The organism is Hoeflea algicola (assembly GCF_026619415.1).
Taxonomy (GTDB): domain Bacteria; phylum Pseudomonadota; class Alphaproteobacteria; order Rhizobiales; family Rhizobiaceae; genus Hoeflea; species Hoeflea algicola.
This window is the reverse complement of the sequence record NZ_JAOVZR010000001.1, coordinates 3,977,381-3,994,771: the sequence shown is the minus strand read 5'-3', so window position 1 is coordinate 3,994,771 and position 17,391 is coordinate 3,977,381. Positions and strand designations below refer to the sequence as shown.

The following is a 17,391-nucleotide window of genomic DNA, read 5'->3' as shown; positions in this document are numbered from 1 at the left end:
GTTTCGGCACTTACAACTATCCCCTTCAGCAGGATTATCGGCGTCCGATTCTGTGCGCCCATTGACAGCCAAGCATAAGTAGTCCGAGGTGCGCTTAGATCATCCAATATTTCGGTTGAGCGCAGCCACTCACTAAACCGTTTGGACGAATTGCTGCCCGCATCGGTTTGAGGAATCCCGAAGCGTTTTCAATGTGATTCATGGAATGACGACTGACGTGGAGGGTCGGCAATGTCAACGAAGATGACGGATGCGGATTGGGCCAACGCGTTGGCCGTGTTTCGGGCGTCGCTTCCCCGACGCGGGGCCAAAGCCCGCGATGACCGGTTGTTCCTCGAAGCACTGCATTATTTCTCGGTTGACAATGTCACACGGCGTGCGCTGCCAGAACGCTTCGGCAAATGGAACAGCATCTGGAACCGGTTCGACCGGCTGAGCAAGGCAGGCGTGTTCGCCGAGTTCTTCGATCATCTAGCGAATCTGAGCTCACGGCACATTTGATCCTGATGTTCGACTCCACGGTGGTTCGCACCCATGTATCGGCGGCGGGGTGGGCACGGCGGATGGTGTATACCGCCGAGCGGCTTCCCGCCGACAAGGCCAGGGAAATCGGCCTGGTCAACGAGGTGTTTGACAGCCCCGCAGCGCTGCTCGACGGGGTCATGGCAATCGCTCGAAAGATTGCCGAGCACTCGCCGCTGGCCATTGCCGGGTGCAAGACCATGGCCAACTATGCTCGCGACCACTCAACCGCCGATGCGCTCGACTATGTGGCGGTATGGAACGCGGCCATGCTGCGCCCCGATGACATCAAGGAAGCCTATATCGCCCGCGGCGAAAAGCGCGCGCCGGTTTTCGACAATCTCAAACCGCTTAAGGACTGAGAAGCCAAGGGCCGGCGCCGGCTTCCATCCGATAGGCCCGAGGTATGGCCCCGAGCGACGCTTTCAGCCGGAATGCACCAGTTGTTCGGCCTGTTGGCACTACTGGAATCCTATTTGTGATTGCGGCGAGCGAGCGACGCTTCCCAGGCCAGCGCGCTGCCGACGATCTCGTCGATATTGTCATGGCGGGGGGTCCAGTCGAGCACTGTCCGCGCCCGGGTGGAATTTGCGACCGAGGTGACGATGTCGCCCGTCCTTCGCGGGCCACGATGGATTTTAAAGTCACGACCGCTGACCCGGCGAACCGCGTCGAGTACCTCCTGGACAGTGTAGCCGCGCCCATAGCCGCAATTGGCCACAAGGCTATCACCGCCGCGCCGCAGGTAACCGAGCGCATCAAGATGGGCCGCAACCAGATCGTTGACGTGGATGAAATCACGCACGCAGGTGCCGTCCCGGGTCGGATAATCGGTACCGAACACCTCGATCGCCTCGCGTTTGCCCATCGCCGTTTCTGTCGCCACCTTGATCAGGTTAACGGCGCCGCGGGTCGACTGTCCGGTGCGGCCTTCCGGATCAGCGCCCGAGACATTGAAATAGCGCAGCGCGACATAGCGGAAATCGTGAGCGGCGGCAGTATCACCGAGCATTGTTTCGGTCATCAGCTTGGAAGCGCCATAGGGCGATTGCGGGCAAGTAGGATCGGTTTCAGTGACCGGTCGATCGTCATCGGGGGTGCCATAAACCGCGGCGGTCGATGAGAAGACGAACTTCTTGACACCGGCGTCGATGGCGCTGCGGATCAGGCCGAGCGAGTTGGCAGTGTTGTTCTGGTAGTAACTCAGCGGATCGGCAATGGATTCGGGCACCGAGATCGAGCCGGCGAAGTGAACGATGGCTTCGATCTCATGAGCCTTGAGCATGTCGGCCATCGCCGCTGCATCGGCGATATCGGCGCGGATCAGCCTGGCCTCTGGCGGGATGGCCCAGTCGAACCCGGTCGACAGCCGGTCGACGACGACCACGTCCTCGCCAGCATCAAGCAGCGCCCATACCATGTGGCTGCCGATATAACCGGCTCCCCCGGTAACCAGAACCGTCATGGCGCTTCCCCAATTATGCAACAACGAGCGCAGAATGAACGTCAAGTTTCAAGAAAGCCTGAACGCGCCTGCGATCGGGCCATTACAGCGCAGAGATATAGGCCGCCAACCGGCCTGCAGCCTCCTCGACATGATCGAGCCTGCGCAGGAAACAGGCACGAAGGAAGCTGCCACCGCCCGCGCCAAACGCGGTACCGGGAGCCAGGCCGACATTGGCACGGTCAACAATATCAATCGCCGCCGCCTTGGTGTCGGTAATTCCGTCGATACGGAAGAACGCGTAAAATGCGCCATCGGGCTTTTGCGTTACCACCCGGTTGGTGGCCGTCAGCGCGTCACAGAACAGATCGCGCGCTGCAGCCGCCCGCGCCACCTGGCTCTCGACATAGGCATCGCCATGCTCGACCGCGGCCAGCGCGCCCTTCTGCATGAACTGGGCGACGCCCGATGTCTGGTACTGAACGCTGTTTTCCAGCACCTGGATCAGCGATGGCGGGGCGACGATCCAGCCGACCCGCCAGCCGGTCATCGACCAGTTCTTGGAAAATGTATTGACGAAGATGATGCGGTCGTCGTCATGCATGATGTCGAGGAATGACGGCGCTCGCCCGCCGGCATAGAAGAACCGCGTGTAGATTTCATCGGCGATGATCCAGAGCCCGTGCTGGCGGGCGAGTGCGAGAATGGCTGTGAGGTCTTCGCGCGTCGCGGTCCAGCCGGTGGGATTGGAAGGCGTATTGATGAACAACGCCCGGGTCCGGGGCGTGATGGCATTGGCGATCCGGTCGGGATCGATGCTCCAGCGGCCCTCGGCATAGTCAAGGGTTGCCGAGACCACGACGCTGCCGGACATCCCCGCGGCAGCGGAAAAATTGGGCCAGGCCGGGGTGATCTGGATGATTTCATCGCCCGGATCGGTCACCGCCTCGACGGCAATCTTGATCGCCTGCATGCCGGACCCGGTCACGCAGAAAGCATCGAGCGGCAGCGTCTTGCCAAAATGGCGCGTGTAGTAATCCGCCAGCGCCTGCCTGAGTTCGGGAATGCCGCGTTGCCAAGTGTAGAAGGTTTCGCCTGCGACAAGCGCTTCGGCTGCCGGGCGGCTGATGAAACCGGGCGTTTTCTCGTCGCCCTCACCGGCCCAGAGCGGAATCAGGCCTTGCTTGAGGCGCCCATGATTGACGACGGCAACAATGCCGCTTTCGGGAGCCGCGATGGCGCGGCGACTGAGATGTTCAGCTTGGTTCATGACAAACTCCGTTTGCCCTTCTTAGACTGGATTTTCTGATCTCGCATCCACCCGCAGATGATCGATCCATCGATATTACTGATGCTAGCGGTGCGGGAGCAATGCCGGCACGAAAAAGCCCCGGACGCAAGCGCCGGAGCCCATTTTCGCGGTTCACCGATGGCTGCAGCAACCATCAGGGAAACACAAGCGCTGTTACTTCTTCAGGAGATCGCGGATCTCGGTGAGAAGTGCAACATCGGCAGGAGGTGCAGCCGGGGCTTCCGGTGCGGCCTCTTCCTTGGCGCGGATCGAATTGACCGCCCTGACCATCAAGAAGATGATCCAGGCAAGGATCAGGAAGTTGATCAAGACCGTGAGGAAGTTACCATAGGCAAGAACTGCACCCTGCTCCCTGGCTGCTTCCAGCGTCGAGGCTGTCACGCCACCGGCTAGCGGAATGAAGTAGTTGGCAAAGTCCAGACCGCCAAAGATGGCGCCGACGATTGGCATGATGATATCATCGACCAACGATTTGACGATAAGGCCAAACGCGCCGCCGATGATGACGCCGACCGCCAGGTCCATGACATTGCCCTTGGCGATAAACGCCTTGAACTCGTTCAGCATTTTTAGTTGCTCCAAATAAAATGCGCTTTCCCTCGTTATATTGACCGGCCAAATTGCGCATATAACCTGACCGGCTTGGGCCATGCCTAGCATAGATGAACAGAAAATTAACCATCAAAACCGCAGGCTCAGGGGGTTGTGGGCAAGTTCTTGCCTTGCCCAACCAAAGGCTGCCTTGTGTGGCGGCAACGAGGGACTATGCTGAAATCCGTAGGCGCGGAGGAGAGCGTAGTTCATGATGCCCGGCTGGCTGGTTTTCGGATCAGCGCTTTTCTACTTGTTGATGCTGTTTGCCATTGCAACTTATGGCGATCGCTCGGCGCGACAACGGCAGCGGCGGACCGCTGGCCGGCCGATCATCTATTCTCTCAGCCTGGCAATCTACTGCACCTCCTGGACCTATTTCGGCGGGGTCGGCCTGGCCGCTTCGCGCGGGCTCGAATTCACGGCGATCTATATCGGCCCGATCCTGATGTTCACGCTCGGTATGCCGGTCCTCAAGCGCATCGTCACCCTGGCCAAGGCCGAGAAACTGACCTCGATCGCCGACTTCATGGCGGCGCGCTATGGCAAGAGCCCGATGGTGGCGGCGCTGGTGGCGCTGATCGCCGTGATCGGCACCATTCCCTACATCGCGTTGCAGCTCAAGGCGGTGTCTTCATCGGTGGCGGTGATGGTCGATGCCGAGCAGTTGAGCCGGGTAACTGGAACCTTTTTCCTGTCCGACATCTCCTTCTTTGTGACGCTGGTGCTGGCTGCATTCGCTGCGATTTTCGGAACCCGGCACACCGATGCCACCGAACACCAGGACGGCCTGATCCTGGCCATCGCCATGGAATCGGTGGTCAAGTTGCTGGCCTTCACGATGATCGGCCTGACGGTGGTGTTCTTCATTTTTGACGGCCCTTCGGACCTGCTCAGCGCCGCCACCCAGAACACCAGCGTGATGACGGCGCTTGCCTATGAAACACCGCCCTTGCGCTGGGGCCTGTTGATCGTGCTTTCGGCCTTCGCCATCATCCTGCTGCCGCGCCAGTTCCATGTCACGGTGGTGGAAAACCGGACCGCGAGCGAACTCAAGCTGGCCGGATGGCTGCTGCCTTTCTACCTGGTTGCCATCAACATCTTCGTGCTGCCAGTGGCGATCGCGGGGTTGCTGCAATTTGGTTCGGGGGAACAGAGCGACCTGTTTGTGCTGACCCTGCCAATGGCCAATGACTTGCCGGTGATCACGCTGATTGCCTTTATCGGCGGGTTTTCGGCGGCAACCGCAATGGTGATCGTCGCTTCGGTAGCTGTCGCCATCATGGTATCCAACGACATCATTGTTCCGGTGATGCTGCGGCGCAGAAACCGGGGCGGCCACAGCGGCGACTTTTCAGGATCGATCCTGCTGGTCCGGCGCCTGGCGATCGCCGGCATCCTGCTTTTGGGCTTCGCCTATTACCGCGCCGCTGACATCAATGCCGGCCTTGCCTCGATCGGGCTGCTGTCGTTCGCGGCGATTGCCCAGCTGGCGCCTGCGTTCTTCGGCGGGCTGCTGTGGCGGCAGGCCAATGCCCGCGGCGCTATTGCCGGACTGTCGGGCGGCATTGCGATCTGGGCTTACATGCTGATGGTGCCGAGCCTGGGCGGTCCCGACAACAGCCATATCGCGGCAGCGATCCTAGATTTTTTCATTCCCGGCACGCACTCCTTTACCGGCCCCACCGCCGATCCGCTGTTCAACTCCGTGGTGCTGAGCCTGATCATCAATTGCCTGCTCTATGTCGGCGGATCGCTTTCGCGGCGGCCGAAATCAATCGAGCGGATCCAGGCGGCGATGTTCATCCCGCAAAGCCGCAGACTGACAACCTCCGGGCGGAGCTGGAAAACCAAGGTAACCGTGGCCGATCTGAAGCAGACGATCAGCCGCTATCTCGGCCATGAGCGGACCGAACGTTCGTTCCATTCGCATGAGCGGGCGATCGGGCGATGGATCAACGATCAAGACCCAGCCGACATGGGGTTGTTGCGGTTTGCCGAACAATTGCTCGGAAGCGCCATCGGCTCGGCGTCGGCCCGGCTGGTGCTGTCGCTGCTGTTCGAACGGACCGACGACATGCCCGGCGATACCGCCCGGCTGCTCGACGAAGCCTCCGAAGCCCTGCAATACAACCGCGATCTGTTGCAAACGGCGCTGGGGCAAATGGACCAGGGCATTACGGTGTTTGACAGTTCCAACCGTCTGACTGTGTGGAACAAGCGCTTCCGGGCGTTGCTGGAGCTTCCTGAACAAGCCGGCCAGGTCGGGTTTCCGCTGGAAAACATCATTTCAATTCTGGCCGCCCGCGGTGACATCGAGCCCGGCAAGGAGCAGGAAGCGCTCGACCGTTTCCTGGTGATGGACGAAACCTTCTCGCTGACCATCGGCCCCGACAAGAGGATCGTTGAAATCCGGTCCAACCCGATGCCCGACAGCGGCATCGTGACAACCTATGCCGACATCACCGAGCGGGTCGCTGCCGACATGGCGCTCAAGCAGGCCAACGAAACCCTTGAGCAGCGCGTTTCCAAGCGCACAGCGGAACTGACCAGGGTCAACAAGGAACTTGAGAAAGCGCAACTGGCCGCCGAAGACGCCAATATCGGCAAGACACGCTTTCTCGCCGCCGCAGGCCACGACATCTTGCAGCCGCTCAACGCCGCCCGGCTTTACTCCTCCACCCTTGTCGAACGGATTGGCAACTCGGCCAACCGCAAGCTGGTGCAAAACATCGATTCCTCACTGGAATCGGTGGAGGCCATTCTTGGCGCTGTACTCGATATTTCGCGGCTCGACACCGGGGCGATGAAGCCGCAACTGGCAAGCTTTCCGCTCAACGACCTGCTGTTGCGGGTGGTCACCGATTTTGCCCCGGTAGCGCGCGAGAAGAACCTGCGTTTCACGGTGATGCCAACCAGCGTGTATGTCCGTTCCGACCCGAACCTGTTGCGCCGACTGATCCAGAATCTGGTTTCCAACGCCATCAAATACACCCGCGAGGGCCGGGTGCTGGTGGGCGTCCGGCGGCGTGGCGACAAGGTGATCATTCAGGTGATCGATACCGGCATCGGCATTCCATCGACCAAGTTTCGGACCGTGTTCAGGGAGTTCGCGCGGCTCGAGGAGGGTGCCCGGGCAGCATCCGGGCTGGGGCTGGGTCTATCGATTGTCGACCGCATCGCCCGTGTTCTCAAGCATTCGGTTGATATCTCCTCGCAATCGGACAAGGGTACCGAATTTCGGGTCGAGTTGCCGGTGGAGACCAATATTGAACGCATCCAGACACCGCTCAATCGCAGCGGCGCCGATCAGATTACCGCCCATATGAAGGGACTTCGGGTGCTGTGTGTCGATAACGAACCAAAGATCCTGGAAGGTATGAAACTGCTTCTGAGCGGCTGGGGCTGCGTCGTGTTATCGGCAGATTCAATGAAGGAAAGTCTCGAGATCGCCGAGACGGAAGACGCACCGGACGCCATTTTTGCGGATTATCATCTTGATGATGGAACCGGGATCGAGGCCATCGTCGCGGCCCGCAAGGTGTGGCGGCGCGATATCCCGGCGGCACTGGTGACTGCCGATCGGACGCCGGAAGTGCGCAGCATGGCCGAAACCCACCACATCGCCACGCAAAACAAGCCGATCAAGCCCGCGGCGCTCAGGGCCTTCCTCAACCAGGTCACCGCCACCCGGCGAAGCGCCGCCGAGTAAAGCCCATAGCCAACCAACAACGCGAGACCAAAAGGCTTCAGGCTCCCGTGTCAGGGCTGCGTCAAGAGCTTCAAGATGCGTCGTTGTGGCCGAGAACTTCGGCACCAATCTTGGACAACTGGATGACAGCCTGCGTGCGGCTGTCGACTCCGAGCTTTTGCAGAACGGCGGAGACGTGCGCCTTGATGGTAGCTTCCGACACGCTGAGCTCATAGGCGATCTGCTTGTTGAGCAGTCCCTCCGCCAGCATGCCCAGTACCCGGCCCTGTTGCGGGGTCAGGGTCTGGATACGGGCAATCAGCGCGGCAATCTCCGGATCATGCTCGGAGCCCAGATCGACCCCGGGCGGGGTCCAGATTCCACCATCGAGTACCGTACGAACGCCCTGGCGGATTCGTTCGATGCTGGCGGATTTCGAAATGAAACCGGAAGCGCCGAGTTCAAGCGAGCGTCGCATGGTTGGCGGATCGTCGCTTGCCGAGACCACAACCACGGGCAGGCTGGGGAATTCGGCGCGGAAAGCGATGAGCCCCGACAGCCCGGACACGCCAGGCATGGTCAAATCAAGCAGGATCAGATCAGCTTCGGGGTGCGCCTCGGCCTTGGTGCGGGCGCCCTCCAAGTCGCCGGCCTCGAGAATGTTGACTTCCGCCTCAATTCCCTCCAGCGCCTGCCGCATCGCTCCCCGAAACAGCGGGTGATCATCAGCGATGATAAATGTCAATTGCGCCATGCAGTTCCCCTCCCGGTCGCGCTGCCGCAACCACACCAACCACGACGTCCGTTGGTCGGCGCCACTTTAACGGCGCGCCAACCGTTCGCGCAAGTGCGGCAGCCGGATGATGAACCATATCACCGTCCATATATTGCCGAGAAACGGTATCGGCAGGATCCACAACAGTGCAACGACCGGTCGGGGCTCACACAGGCCGATGAGAACCGCCGCCAATACAAAACCGAGATAAAGGTCCGCCAGTGTCACAAGTCCCCAGGGCTCGGACGTTAGCCAAGCGCCCGCCGCGGTGAAAGATCCGTCCAGCAAAGCATAGACAATCAGGGCGGCAAGCGTGAAAGCGGCTCCGGCGAGAGTAAATTGCAAAGCGCGCATGGCGGCAGTTCCCGTTCGACAGGTATCGGGCGCAGAAAATCCTTCGCTCGTGCAGATACATACGCCAGATCGGTCCGCGCGGATGATCTGGCACTGCACTATCGGCCAAAGACTTCATTCCGCAGTTTGGAACAGCCGCGCCTATCTGCCGCAACATCACACACCGGTTGGGCACCCGAATCACCCGCAATCAGATCCAGTCAGCATCGGGTTAAGCCCATATCAGGTCCGGTCAGGCAGCGGTTCGGCCGGATGGTCGGGGTCCAGATCGAACTCCTTGCGCAAATCTTCGGCCATGCCGAAAAAGCCGCGCATCATCTTTTTCATGACGCCAAGCGCACGGTCGAGTTCGGCGTCGTCCGGGATATCGAGAGCAGCAGGAGCGTCCGCGTCAAGGCGCTGCTCCAGCGCGGCAACGCGGGCCGAGAGATCCGACAGCGCTTCCTCGAAGGCGCGGCGCTCGTCGGCTGCCAGTTTGCACACCAGTTGCCCGGATTGTTCGCGACAGATCGACATCTCCCCGGTCAGCGTATCCATGCGAACAAAACCGCTTTCGGTCTTTTCCATCGTGAAACGGTTTGCTATCGGCTCCTGCGAGAAGGCTTGGCCGGGGACAGCCAGCATCGCAATGGCAAGAGAGGCAACTGCAAATCGGGTCATGGTGACACACTCCTGTTTGCGCTTGGATCTGAAGCTGTCATGACATGCAATAACGACATTATCGAGAGCGGATTGCCATTTCCGCGAACTGGGACGCCCGATCAATCCCTCAATCAGCGAAATGAGAGTAACAGCCATGCACCCGACGATTTACAAGATTGCAACCGAAACCATGTGGCAGGCTGCCGAGGCAGAAGGCCGGTTTACCGGCGCGCCGATCGATATTGCCGATGGCTACATTCATTTTTCCACGGGCGAACAGGCGATCGAGACCGTCCGGCTGCATTTCGCCGGCCAGGAAGGCCTGGTGCTGGTGGCCGTCGATGCGGGCGCGCTGGGCGATAAGCTGGTGTTTGAGCCCTCGCGTGGCGGCGCGCTGTTTCCGCACCTGTATGCGCCGTTACCGCTGTCGGCGGTCAAATGGGTCAAGCCGCTACCGCTCGGGCCCGACGGCGCACATGTGTTTCCGGACTTGGCGCTGTGAGCAATTTCCTCGAAAGTCTGGCGCGCAACGCGCTGTTCACGCTGGATCCTGAAACGGCCCACGGGCTGTCGATCACCGCGTTGAAAAGCGGCATGGTGCCGGGGTGCCGCGCCAACCGCGACCCGCGGCTCTCGGTCACGCTCGCCGGGCTGAGCTTTGCCAACCCGCTGGGCATGGCGGCTGGCTATGACAAGAATGCCGAGGTCGGCCCGGAACTGGCGCGGCTGGGGTTCGGCTTTGTCGAAGTGGGAACCATTACCCCCAAACCGCAGGACGGAAACCCGAAGCCACGGATTTTCCGGCTGACGCGAGACCGGGCGGTGATCAACCGGCTGGGGTTCAACAATCAAGGCCATGCCGCAGCGCTGGCGCGGATTGCCGCGCGGCCGCAGGCAGGTCTGCTCGGGGTCAATATCGGCGCCAACAAGGACAGCACGGACCGGACCCAGGATTATGTCGAGGGGATCGCAACCTTCGCCGATGTTGCCGACTATTTCACCGTCAACATTTCCTCGCCCAACACGCCGGGGCTGCGTAATCTGCAGACCCGCGCAGCACTTGGCGAATTGCTGACAAGAGTGCTCGCCGAGCGTGATCGGAAAGCGCGCCGGGTGCCTGTGTTCTTGAAGATCGCACCGGATCTCAGCGAATCCGATCTCGACGACATCGCCACCGAAAGCCTGGCGCAGAAGCTTGACGGGCTGGTCGTGTCCAACACGACATTGTCGCGCAGCGGGCTTGCCGCCGATCCCAAGCAGAATGAGGCAGGCGGGCTTTCCGGGCGGCCGCTTTTTGAACGCTCAACCATCGTGCTGGCAAAGATGCGCCAGCGGCTCGGCGCCAGCATGCCGCTGATCGGCGTCGGCGGCATCGACAGCGCCGAGACGGCTGCAGAGAAGATCCGCGCTGGCGCCGATCTCATTCAACTTTACACCGGGTTCATCTATGGCGGGCCGATGCTGCCGGCGGGAATCCTGCGCGATCTGTCGCGGCTGTGTGACCGGGAGAATCTCGCACATCTTTCGGACCTGCGCGACAGACGGACAGCGCATTATGCGGGCTTGCCGATTCCTGACTGATCGGTCCCGGGTTATCCGGCAGGGAACGCTTGATCCATCCGCCGCGGCAACAGCGCAAGCAGGGTGAAACCGCGCAGGGCGAGGAAGATGTTGAAGGCGATCCACAGGCCGAGATTGCCCCAAATTGCAGACAGCGCCAGCGACAGCCCGATAAACAGCACCAGCGAGACCAGCATCATGTTGCGCATGTCGCGTGACCAGGTGGCGCCGATAAAGACACCATCCATCTGGAACGCCAGCACCCCGGAAAGTGCTGTCAGGGCCGCCCAGAACAGATACAAATCGGCCTCGTCGCGCACAGTCTCCAGCGTCGTCATCAGCGCCACCACGTCGGCGCCGAAAAACAGGAAAAAGGCGGTGGTGAAGCCAGCCAGCCCAAGCCCCCAGTAAAGCGTCAGCCTGACTGCCTTGACCAGTGCCGGCCGGAAGCCCGCGCCGACCGCGCGGCCTGAAAATTGCTCGGCGGCGGTGGCAAAACCATCGAGATAATAGCCCGCGACCATAAAGAAGTTCATCAGAATGGCGTTGGCTGCGAGCGTCGTCTCGCCAAAGCCAGTGCCCATGCGGGTGAACCAGGCAAAGCCTGCGATCAGCGCGAAGGAACGGATCATGATATCGCCGTTGAGCGCCATCAGCCTGGCAATCGCCGTCCTGTCGATGATTCTGCTCCAGGATGGCGTATCGGCACGGTCGAAATTGCGGTGGATGATGGCAAAACCAACGGCACAGCCGACGATCTCGGCGGTCACCGTGGCCCAGGCGACGCCTTCAAGTCCATAATCGAGCCCGAGCGCGAGCCAGATCGACAGCACGATGTTGACGCCGTTGATGACTGTTTGCAGGAACAGCCCGGTGCCGCCCATGCCGCGGCCGAGCACATAACCAAGGATGGCGTAATTGGCGAGGGCAGCGGGCGCCGACAGCGACCTGATGGTCAGGTAAGTCGCAGCCGCCGCGGCCACCTCGCCTTGCGCGCCCATGAACGCCAGACCCATTGTCAGCAACAGCGGGGTTGCGGCGATCACAGCGACGCCGGCGACGGCGGCGATCGTCAGCGACCGCCAGAAAATCGCCTGTTCCTCGCTGGCATCGCCCCGGCCCATGGCCTGGGCGACGAGACCGGTGGTCGAGGAGCGCAGGAAATTGAACGAGGTGAAAACCAGATCGAACAGGATTGCGGCAATCGCCAGACCGCCAAGCAGCGCCGCATTGCCAAGCCGGCCGACCACTGCGGTATCTACCAGCCCCAGCAGCGGCGTGGTCAGGAAAGCCAGCGTCATCGGCACGGCAATCGCCAACACCATGCGGTTGGTGACATCAAAGGCCCGTGAAGGCTGCGTGGCGGGCGTCTGAGCTTGCTTCATGGAAGTTTCCGTCGCCCGCGATGATTCGCGTCAGGGTTTTGGTGAAGATAACGTGCGGCCGGAAAATTGCACAGCGCGGGCATGGACGAAATCGCCAGGATGCGGCACATCACTGCCATGCCAGATCTCGTCATTGTTCACGCCCCTCTCTACGATGCCGGCGTCGCCCCCGGCCACCGCTTTCCGATGGGCAAATACACCCGGTTGATGGAACTGATCAAGGAGACCGGTCTGGGGTCGAAAGCGCATTTTCACGCGCCAGCGCCGGCTTCGGCCGAATGGCTGTCGCTGGCCCATGACCGGACCTACGTCGATCAGGTGATCGCCTGCCGGGTTCCTGCGCTGATCGAACGCGAGATCGGTTTTCAGGTCGATCACCGGGTCAGTCTGCGCGCGCAACTGGCGACCGCCGGCACGGTGATGGCGGCGCGGCTGGCGCTTTCGGAAGGTTTGGCCTGCAACACTGCCGGCGGCAGCCATCATGCGCGGCATGCGCAGGGCGCCGGGTTTTGCACCTTCAACGATGTGGCGGTCGCAGCGCTTCTGCTGCTGGCCGATGGCGAGGTGAATCGGGTGCTGGTAATCGATCTCGACGTGCACCAGGGTGACGGCACCGCAGAAATCTGCGCCGGCAATCCGGCGATCCGCACTGTCTCGGTGCACAACGAGAAGAACTATCCGGTGCGCAAGCAGCAATCGAGCATCGATATCGCGCTTCCCGACGGCGTTCGCGACGAGGCCTATCTGGAAACGCTTTCCTGGCTGTTGCCGCAAACAATCGACGGGTTTGCGCCGGATCTGGTGTTCTACAATGCCGGCGTCGACCCGCACGAGCACGACCGGCTGGGACGGTTGTCGCTGACCGATAAGGGGTTGAAGGACCGCGACCGCCGGGTATTCGATTATTATCGCTCGCTTGGCATTCCGGTGGCCAGCGTGCTTGGCGGGGGCTACAGCCGTGACGCCGACGCGGTGGCGCGACGGCACCTGCTCACTTTCGAAGCGGCATTGGAACTGGTCTGAAGATCGCGCCTATTTGCGCAAGTTGAGCAGCCGCATGACGATAAAGACCGGAATCACCACGCCGGCGCCGAGCGCCAGATAGGTGCCGAACCGACCGAGAGCGGCAAAACCGGTTTCCCACAAATTGACCGCGAAATCGCGGATCATGTAGAGGATGTCTTCCGGATACCAGTTGAACGCGGCCATGATCACGCCAACCACAAAAGATGCGACGAGCAGCTTGAGCGCCGTGCGCCCGGGCGTGTCGCCCAAAAATCGTGTCAGCCTGTCGCTCATGGTGATGGTTCCCGGATTCGTCGTTGCCCTCACATAGTCATGGCAGACGCGGCGGGCAAGTCCGGCATCACTGTGTGTCGATCATCCGTTCGAGCGTTTCCAGCCGGTCAGCCTCGTGCGGCGGCTTGTCCCAGCGCAGGCGGCTGATCCGCGGAAAGCGCATGGCGACACCCGATTTGTGGCGGCTCGAGCGGTTGATGCCCTCGAACGCGACCTCGAACACCAAGCCTAAATCGGGTTCCGCGCGCACCGAGCGCACCGGGCCAAAGCGTTCGATGGTATTGGTGCGGACAAATTTGTCGATCTGCGTCAGCTCCTCGTCGGTGAAGCCGAAATAGGCCTTGCCGACCGGCACCAGCTCACCCGGTGCGCGCCAGACGCCGAAGGTGTAATCCGAATAGAATCCCGAACGCTTGCCGTGGCCGCGCTGAGCGTACATCAGCACCGCATCGATCAGGAACGGATCACGCTTCCACTTGAACCACTCGCCCTTGGGCCGACCAGGCAGGTAGGGTGCCGCCTTGCGCTTGATCATCACCCCCTCGATCACCGGCAATGGCGGGTTGGCGCGAAGCGTTGCAAGCGCGTCCCAATCGGAAAAGGCAAGCATTTGCGAGCAATCAAAACGCGCCGGATCGAGCGTCGAGACAAAGGTTTCAAGCCGCGTCCGTCGTTCGAGAAAGCTCAACCCGCGAAGATCCTCGTCGCCGTCCTGGAGCAAATCATAGGCTCTGAAAAAAGCAGGGTGGCTGCGCAATTGTTTTGCAGTCACGCTCTTGCGGTTGAGCCGCTGCTGCAGATCGGAAAAACTGCCGGTCTCGGTCCCGCCATCCACCACTCGTGCGACCAGCAATTCGCCATCAAGCGCACCATCAAAGCCGAAGGCATCGACGAGATCCGGGAAGGTTGCGGAAATGTCGTCGCCGGTGCGGGTGTAGAGCCGGTGGACCCCGCGCTCGGATGTCGCCTGTACCCGGATCCCGTCCCACTTCCATTCGGCAACGAAATCGGCCGGGTCCAGCTTTTCGAAATCGGATTTGTCGATGGCATGCGACAGCATCACCGGGCGGAACGGTGCGGCAGCGGCATTGACCGGCTTGGGAGCCCTGCCCTCGAGCCAGGCAAACAGCTCGAGATAGGGCGGGGCGAGCCCGTGCCAGAGCTCCTCGATCTCGTTGACATGGACATTGCCAAAGCCGGCCAGCGCCTGCTTGATCAGCCGACCGGACAGGCCCATACGGAAACCGCCGGTCACCAGCTTCAGCAGTGCATAGCGCCCCTGCCCGTCGAGCCGGTCGAGCCAGTCCTCGACCAGCGCCGGACCGGCCTGGCGTGAAGCAACGACAAGTGTCTCGACCACTTCGGTCAATCCCGGCGCATCGTTTCTGCCGGCGCGGTTGCCCGATTTCTGCGGCCAGGCCAAGGCGATGGTTTCGGCCAGATCGCCGACGTAATCATAGGAAAGCGCAAACAGCTCCGTGTCCATGCGGGCCGAGATCAGCGCGCGTAATTGCGCAGGCTTGACCGCGGGAATATCAAGATCGCGGGCAATCGCCGCCAGCGCATAGCCGCGCTCGGGATCTGGTACCGTGCGGAAATGCTCCTGCAGCAGCGCGAGCTTGGCATTGCGCGAGGGCGTGAAGGCCAGCATGTCGATAAGTTCGGCAAAACGGTTCATGGGTCAATCGCCCTCGTCTTCATAGCCGACCAGGTGCAATGGCCGGGCGGCGATGCCCTGCATCTGACACCAGCGCACCAAAGCTTCCTCGCGGCCATGGGTTACCCATACCTCGGCTGGCGACACGGCATTTATGGTCTCGGCCAGTTCATCCCAATCGGCATGATCGGAGATCACCAGCGGCAGTTCCACGCCGCGCTGGCGGGCGCGGGCGCGAACCTGCATCCAGCCGGAAGCAAAGCTGATCAGCGGATCGGGAAACCGCCGCGCCCATTTGTCGGCAAAGGCCGAAGGTGGACCGAGCACGATGGCGCCGGCAAATTCGCCCTTGGCGCTGGCTTCAACGGTGGCTGGGCGCAACTCGCCCAGGGCAATGCCCTGGCTTTCGTAATAATCGCACAGCTTTTGCAACGCGCCGTGGATGTAGAGCGGTTGCTGGTAGCCGGCATCGCGGATCAGCCGGATCACCCGCTGCGCCTTGCCGAGCGAATAGACCCCGACGAGATGCGCCCGCTCCGGATTTCGGGCAAGCGAACGCAACAGTCGGGCGATTTCGCCTGTGGCTTCGGGGTGGCGAAACACCGGCAGCGCAAAGGTTGCCTCGGTGATGAAGACATCGCAGGGCACGGGCTCGAAAGCGGCACAGGTCGGGTCGGGTCGCGGCTTGTAATCGCCCGATGCGACAATGCGCAGGCCGTCCTTCTCCACCGAGATCTGCGCCGAGCCGAGCACGTGACCGGCGGGAAGAAATTCCACGGTAACATCGTTGATGCGGATTTGTTCGCCGATTCCCGCGCCTTGCGTGGCGCCGGCGTGATCGTCGCCATAGCGGATTGCCATGATGTCGAGCGTCTCGGCGGTTGCCAGCACATGGCCATGGCCGGCGCGGGCGTGATCGGCATGGCCATGGGTGATCAACGCGCGGTCGACGCCGCGCACCGGATCGATGAAAAAATCGCCGGGAGGGCAATAAAGCCCTTCACGGCGGGGGATGAGTAATTGTTCCGGACGCATGGTCATATGGGCAAGGTAGGGCGGTGGTGCCCTGTGTGAAAGAGCTTGCGTTTTGCTGCGTGCGGCACCATAGGCGACATCACCACAAAAAATTTCCGGTTTCACAATGACCACGTTCCAGCTGTCCTCGGGCGATCTGACTGCCGATCGCCGCGCCCACTACGCTCATCTCTACGCCGAGGGCGGTGATCATGTGGCTGCGATCGACATGCAGACCCAGGCGCTGGCACTGGCGCCGATCTGGGCCGCGGGCTGGCACAGCCTGGGCAACTATCGCGAAGCCGCCGGCGACCTCAAAGGCGCCGCCGATGCCTGGCGCAAAGTGCTGGCGCTTTCGCCGGTCGATATATTCGGTGCGGGGTTGAAACTGTCGCTGACCGGACAGGCGGAAATGCCGCCGCTGCCTCCTTCCGAATATGTCGAAGCGCTGTTTGACGGCTACTCTGACCGTTTCGATACGGCGCTTGTCGAAAACCTCGATTACCGCGTGCCGGAACTGCTGACAGCGCTGCTTGGCGAGGTGGCGGGGGAACGCGCACAATTTGCCAAGGTGATCGACCTGGGGTGCGGCACTGGGTTGTTTGGTGAGCAGATCCGGCATCGGACGTCCTGGCTGGAAGGGTATGATCTGTCACAGGGCATGCTGTCGAAAGCCAGCGGCAAGGCCGTCTATGACCATCTCGCCCAGGCCGATATCCTCTACAGCATCGCCGCCGCGCGCCAGGCCGGCGCCGTGCAGGCCGATCTTGTGGCCGCCGCTGACGTGTTTGCCTATTTCGGCGATCTCAACCCGGTGATGGCCGTTGCCACGAAACTAATAGCGGGCGGTGGATTGCTGGCCTTCTCTCTGGAAGCCGGCTCCGAGGACTGCGACTGGCTGCTGCAACCATCGCTTCGTTACTGTCATGGCGAGCCTTACCTGCGGCGGATGCTCGACCAACACGGCCTGGACCTTCTCAAACTGTCGCGTGCGCCAATCCGGCGTGACGGCGCAGATACCATCACCGGCCTGTTGGCCGTGGCCCGCAAACGCCCCGGCGCAAACGCCGCCATGAGCACCAAAATCGCTGCCGCGGCGCGGGCAACACAGCTGACCATAGCTCTCAACTAGGAGCCATGGCAGC

At 61.4% G+C, this 17,391-nt stretch carries 17 protein-coding genes; 7 read left to right on the top strand and 10 right to left on the bottom strand.

The window, feature by feature from the left end; genetic code table 11:
• Positions 1–231: 231 nt before the first annotated feature.
• Positions 232–501 carry a transposase gene (locus OEG84_RS19385; RefSeq protein ID WP_267655250.1) on the top strand — a complete coding sequence of 90 codons (270 nt, stop codon included), beginning with the start codon at positions 232–234 and terminating at the stop codon, positions 499–501.
• Positions 502–506: 5 nt separating this feature from the next.
• The gene (locus tag OEG84_RS19380) at positions 507–884 is read left to right on the top strand and encodes an enoyl-CoA hydratase-related protein (RefSeq protein WP_267655249.1); all 378 of its coding nucleotides are present in this window, start codon (positions 507–509) and stop codon (positions 882–884) included.
• Positions 885–994: 110 nt separating this feature from the next.
• On the opposite strand, the gene galE is transcribed toward OEG84_RS19380, so the two are convergent.
• From galE to mscL, 3 genes are all read right to left on the bottom strand, one after another.
• A complete protein-coding gene (gene galE / locus OEG84_RS19375) occupies positions 995–1,987 on the bottom strand; it encodes a UDP-glucose 4-epimerase GalE (protein ID WP_267655248.1) in 993 nt (330 codons plus the stop codon).
• 82 nt (positions 1,988–2,069) lie between these two features.
• Entirely contained in the window at positions 2,070–3,236 is a 1,167-nt protein-coding gene (locus OEG84_RS19370; RefSeq protein ID WP_267655247.1) for a pyridoxal phosphate-dependent aminotransferase, read from the bottom strand.
• A gap of 195 nt (positions 3,237–3,431) precedes the next feature.
• A complete protein-coding gene (gene mscL / locus OEG84_RS19365; protein ID WP_267655246.1) occupies positions 3,432–3,845 on the bottom strand; it encodes a large conductance mechanosensitive channel protein MscL in 414 nt (137 codons plus the stop codon).
• A 235-nt stretch (positions 3,846–4,080) separates the two neighbouring features.
• Here mscL and OEG84_RS19360 point away from each other — a divergent pair, with 235 nt between their 5' ends.
• Entirely contained in the window at positions 4,081–7,581 is a 3,501-nt protein-coding gene (locus OEG84_RS19360; protein WP_267655245.1) for a PAS domain-containing hybrid sensor histidine kinase/response regulator, read from the top strand.
• A 70-nt stretch (positions 7,582–7,651) separates the two neighbouring features.
• Here the strand turns inward: OEG84_RS19360 and OEG84_RS19355 are convergent, their stop codons facing one another.
• The 3 genes from OEG84_RS19355 to OEG84_RS19345 all read right to left on the bottom strand — a co-directional run bounded on the left by OEG84_RS19355 (position 7,652) and on the right by OEG84_RS19345 (position 9,349).
• Complete coding sequence (locus OEG84_RS19355; protein WP_267655244.1) at positions 7,652–8,314, bottom strand: response regulator; 663 nt, start codon at positions 8,312–8,314, stop codon at positions 7,652–7,654.
• A 66-nt stretch (positions 8,315–8,380) separates the two neighbouring features.
• On the bottom strand, positions 8,381–8,689 hold the full coding sequence (locus OEG84_RS19350; protein WP_267655243.1) for a hypothetical protein: 309 nt from the start codon (positions 8,687–8,689) through the stop codon (positions 8,381–8,383).
• A 222-nt stretch (positions 8,690–8,911) separates the two neighbouring features.
• Positions 8,912–9,349, bottom strand: coding sequence for a hypothetical protein (locus OEG84_RS19345; RefSeq protein ID WP_267655242.1), 438 nt, complete (start codon positions 9,347–9,349; stop codon positions 8,912–8,914).
• A gap of 136 nt (positions 9,350–9,485) precedes the next feature.
• Here OEG84_RS19345 and OEG84_RS19340 point away from each other — a divergent pair, with 136 nt between their 5' ends.
• Both OEG84_RS19340 and OEG84_RS19335 read left to right on the top strand, forming a co-directional pair.
• Positions 9,486–9,833, top strand: coding sequence for a DUF952 domain-containing protein (locus tag OEG84_RS19340; RefSeq protein WP_267655241.1), 348 nt, complete (start codon positions 9,486–9,488; stop codon positions 9,831–9,833).
• Entirely contained in the window at positions 9,830–10,912 is a 1,083-nt protein-coding gene (locus OEG84_RS19335; protein WP_267655240.1) for a quinone-dependent dihydroorotate dehydrogenase, read from the top strand. Before OEG84_RS19340 ends, OEG84_RS19335 begins: the two co-directional genes overlap by 4 nt.
• Positions 10,913–10,923: 11 nt before the next feature.
• Here OEG84_RS19335 and OEG84_RS19330 read toward each other — a convergent pair whose 3' ends face one another.
• Positions 10,924–12,276, bottom strand: coding sequence for an MATE family efflux transporter (locus OEG84_RS19330; RefSeq protein ID WP_267655238.1), 1,353 nt, complete (start codon positions 12,274–12,276; stop codon positions 10,924–10,926).
• Between the two features lie 81 nt (positions 12,277–12,357).
• On the opposite strand from OEG84_RS19330, the gene OEG84_RS19325 reads away from it, so the two are divergent.
• Entirely contained in the window at positions 12,358–13,299 is a 942-nt protein-coding gene (locus OEG84_RS19325; protein ID WP_425602873.1) for a histone deacetylase family protein, read from the top strand.
• A gap of 9 nt (positions 13,300–13,308) precedes the next feature.
• On the opposite strand, the gene OEG84_RS19320 is transcribed toward OEG84_RS19325, so the two are convergent.
• The 3 genes from OEG84_RS19320 to OEG84_RS19310 form a co-directional block, all read right to left on the bottom strand.
• Positions 13,309–13,575: a DUF6460 domain-containing protein gene (locus tag OEG84_RS19320; protein ID WP_267655237.1), complete on the bottom strand. Its 267-nt coding sequence runs from the start codon at positions 13,573–13,575 to the stop codon at positions 13,309–13,311.
• 67 nt (positions 13,576–13,642) lie between these two features.
• Positions 13,643–15,253, bottom strand: a complete 1,611-nt coding sequence (locus OEG84_RS19315; protein ID WP_267655236.1) for a cisplatin damage response ATP-dependent DNA ligase — start codon at positions 15,251–15,253, stop codon at positions 13,643–13,645.
• Positions 15,254–15,256: 3 nt separating this feature from the next.
• The gene (locus OEG84_RS19310; RefSeq protein ID WP_267656261.1) at positions 15,257–16,267 is read right to left on the bottom strand and encodes a ligase-associated DNA damage response exonuclease; all 1,011 of its coding nucleotides are present in this window, start codon (positions 16,265–16,267) and stop codon (positions 15,257–15,259) included.
• A 106-nt stretch (positions 16,268–16,373) separates the two neighbouring features.
• Between OEG84_RS19310 and OEG84_RS19305 the strand changes: the two genes are divergently transcribed.
• A complete protein-coding gene (locus OEG84_RS19305; protein WP_267655235.1) occupies positions 16,374–17,378 on the top strand; it encodes a class I SAM-dependent methyltransferase in 1,005 nt (334 codons plus the stop codon).
• Positions 17,379–17,391 lie beyond the last annotated feature (13 nt).

Excerpts from the sequence above, each read along its gene's own strand:
- OEG84_RS19320 (WP_267655237.1), bottom strand. The coding sequence starts at position 13,575 with ATGAGCGACAGGCTGACACGATTTTTGGGCGACACGCCCGGGCGCACG.
- OEG84_RS19310 (WP_267656261.1), bottom strand. The coding sequence starts at position 16,267 with ATGCGTCCGGAACAATTACTCATCCCCCGCCGTGAAGGGCTTTATTGC.
- OEG84_RS19350 (WP_267655243.1), bottom strand. The coding sequence starts at position 8,689 with ATGCGCGCTTTGCAATTTACTCTCGCCGGAGCCGCTTTCACGCTTGCC.
- mscL (WP_267655246.1), bottom strand. The coding sequence starts at position 3,845 with ATGCTGAACGAGTTCAAGGCGTTTATCGCCAAGGGCAATGTCATGGAC.
- OEG84_RS19355 (WP_267655244.1), bottom strand. The coding sequence starts at position 8,314 with ATGGCGCAATTGACATTTATCATCGCTGATGATCACCCGCTGTTTCGG.
- OEG84_RS19325 (WP_425602873.1), top strand. The coding sequence starts at position 12,358 with ATGGACGAAATCGCCAGGATGCGGCACATCACTGCCATGCCAGATCTC.
- galE (WP_267655248.1), bottom strand. The coding sequence starts at position 1,987 with ATGACGGTTCTGGTTACCGGGGGAGCCGGTTATATCGGCAGCCACATG.
- OEG84_RS19370 (WP_267655247.1), bottom strand. The coding sequence starts at position 3,236 with ATGAACCAAGCTGAACATCTCAGTCGCCGCGCCATCGCGGCTCCCGAA.
- OEG84_RS19345 (WP_267655242.1), bottom strand. The coding sequence starts at position 9,349 with ATGACCCGATTTGCAGTTGCCTCTCTTGCCATTGCGATGCTGGCTGTC.
- OEG84_RS19305 (WP_267655235.1), top strand. The coding sequence starts at position 16,374 with ATGACCACGTTCCAGCTGTCCTCGGGCGATCTGACTGCCGATCGCCGC.
- OEG84_RS19380 (WP_267655249.1), top strand. The coding sequence starts at position 507 with ATGTTCGACTCCACGGTGGTTCGCACCCATGTATCGGCGGCGGGGTGG.
- OEG84_RS19330 (WP_267655238.1), bottom strand. The coding sequence starts at position 12,276 with ATGAAGCAAGCTCAGACGCCCGCCACGCAGCCTTCACGGGCCTTTGAT.
- OEG84_RS19360 (WP_267655245.1), top strand. The coding sequence starts at position 4,081 with ATGATGCCCGGCTGGCTGGTTTTCGGATCAGCGCTTTTCTACTTGTTG.
- OEG84_RS19385 (WP_267655250.1), top strand. The coding sequence starts at position 232 with ATGTCAACGAAGATGACGGATGCGGATTGGGCCAACGCGTTGGCCGTG.
- OEG84_RS19315 (WP_267655236.1), bottom strand. The coding sequence starts at position 15,253 with ATGAACCGTTTTGCCGAACTTATCGACATGCTGGCCTTCACGCCCTCG.
- OEG84_RS19340 (WP_267655241.1), top strand. The coding sequence starts at position 9,486 with ATGCACCCGACGATTTACAAGATTGCAACCGAAACCATGTGGCAGGCT.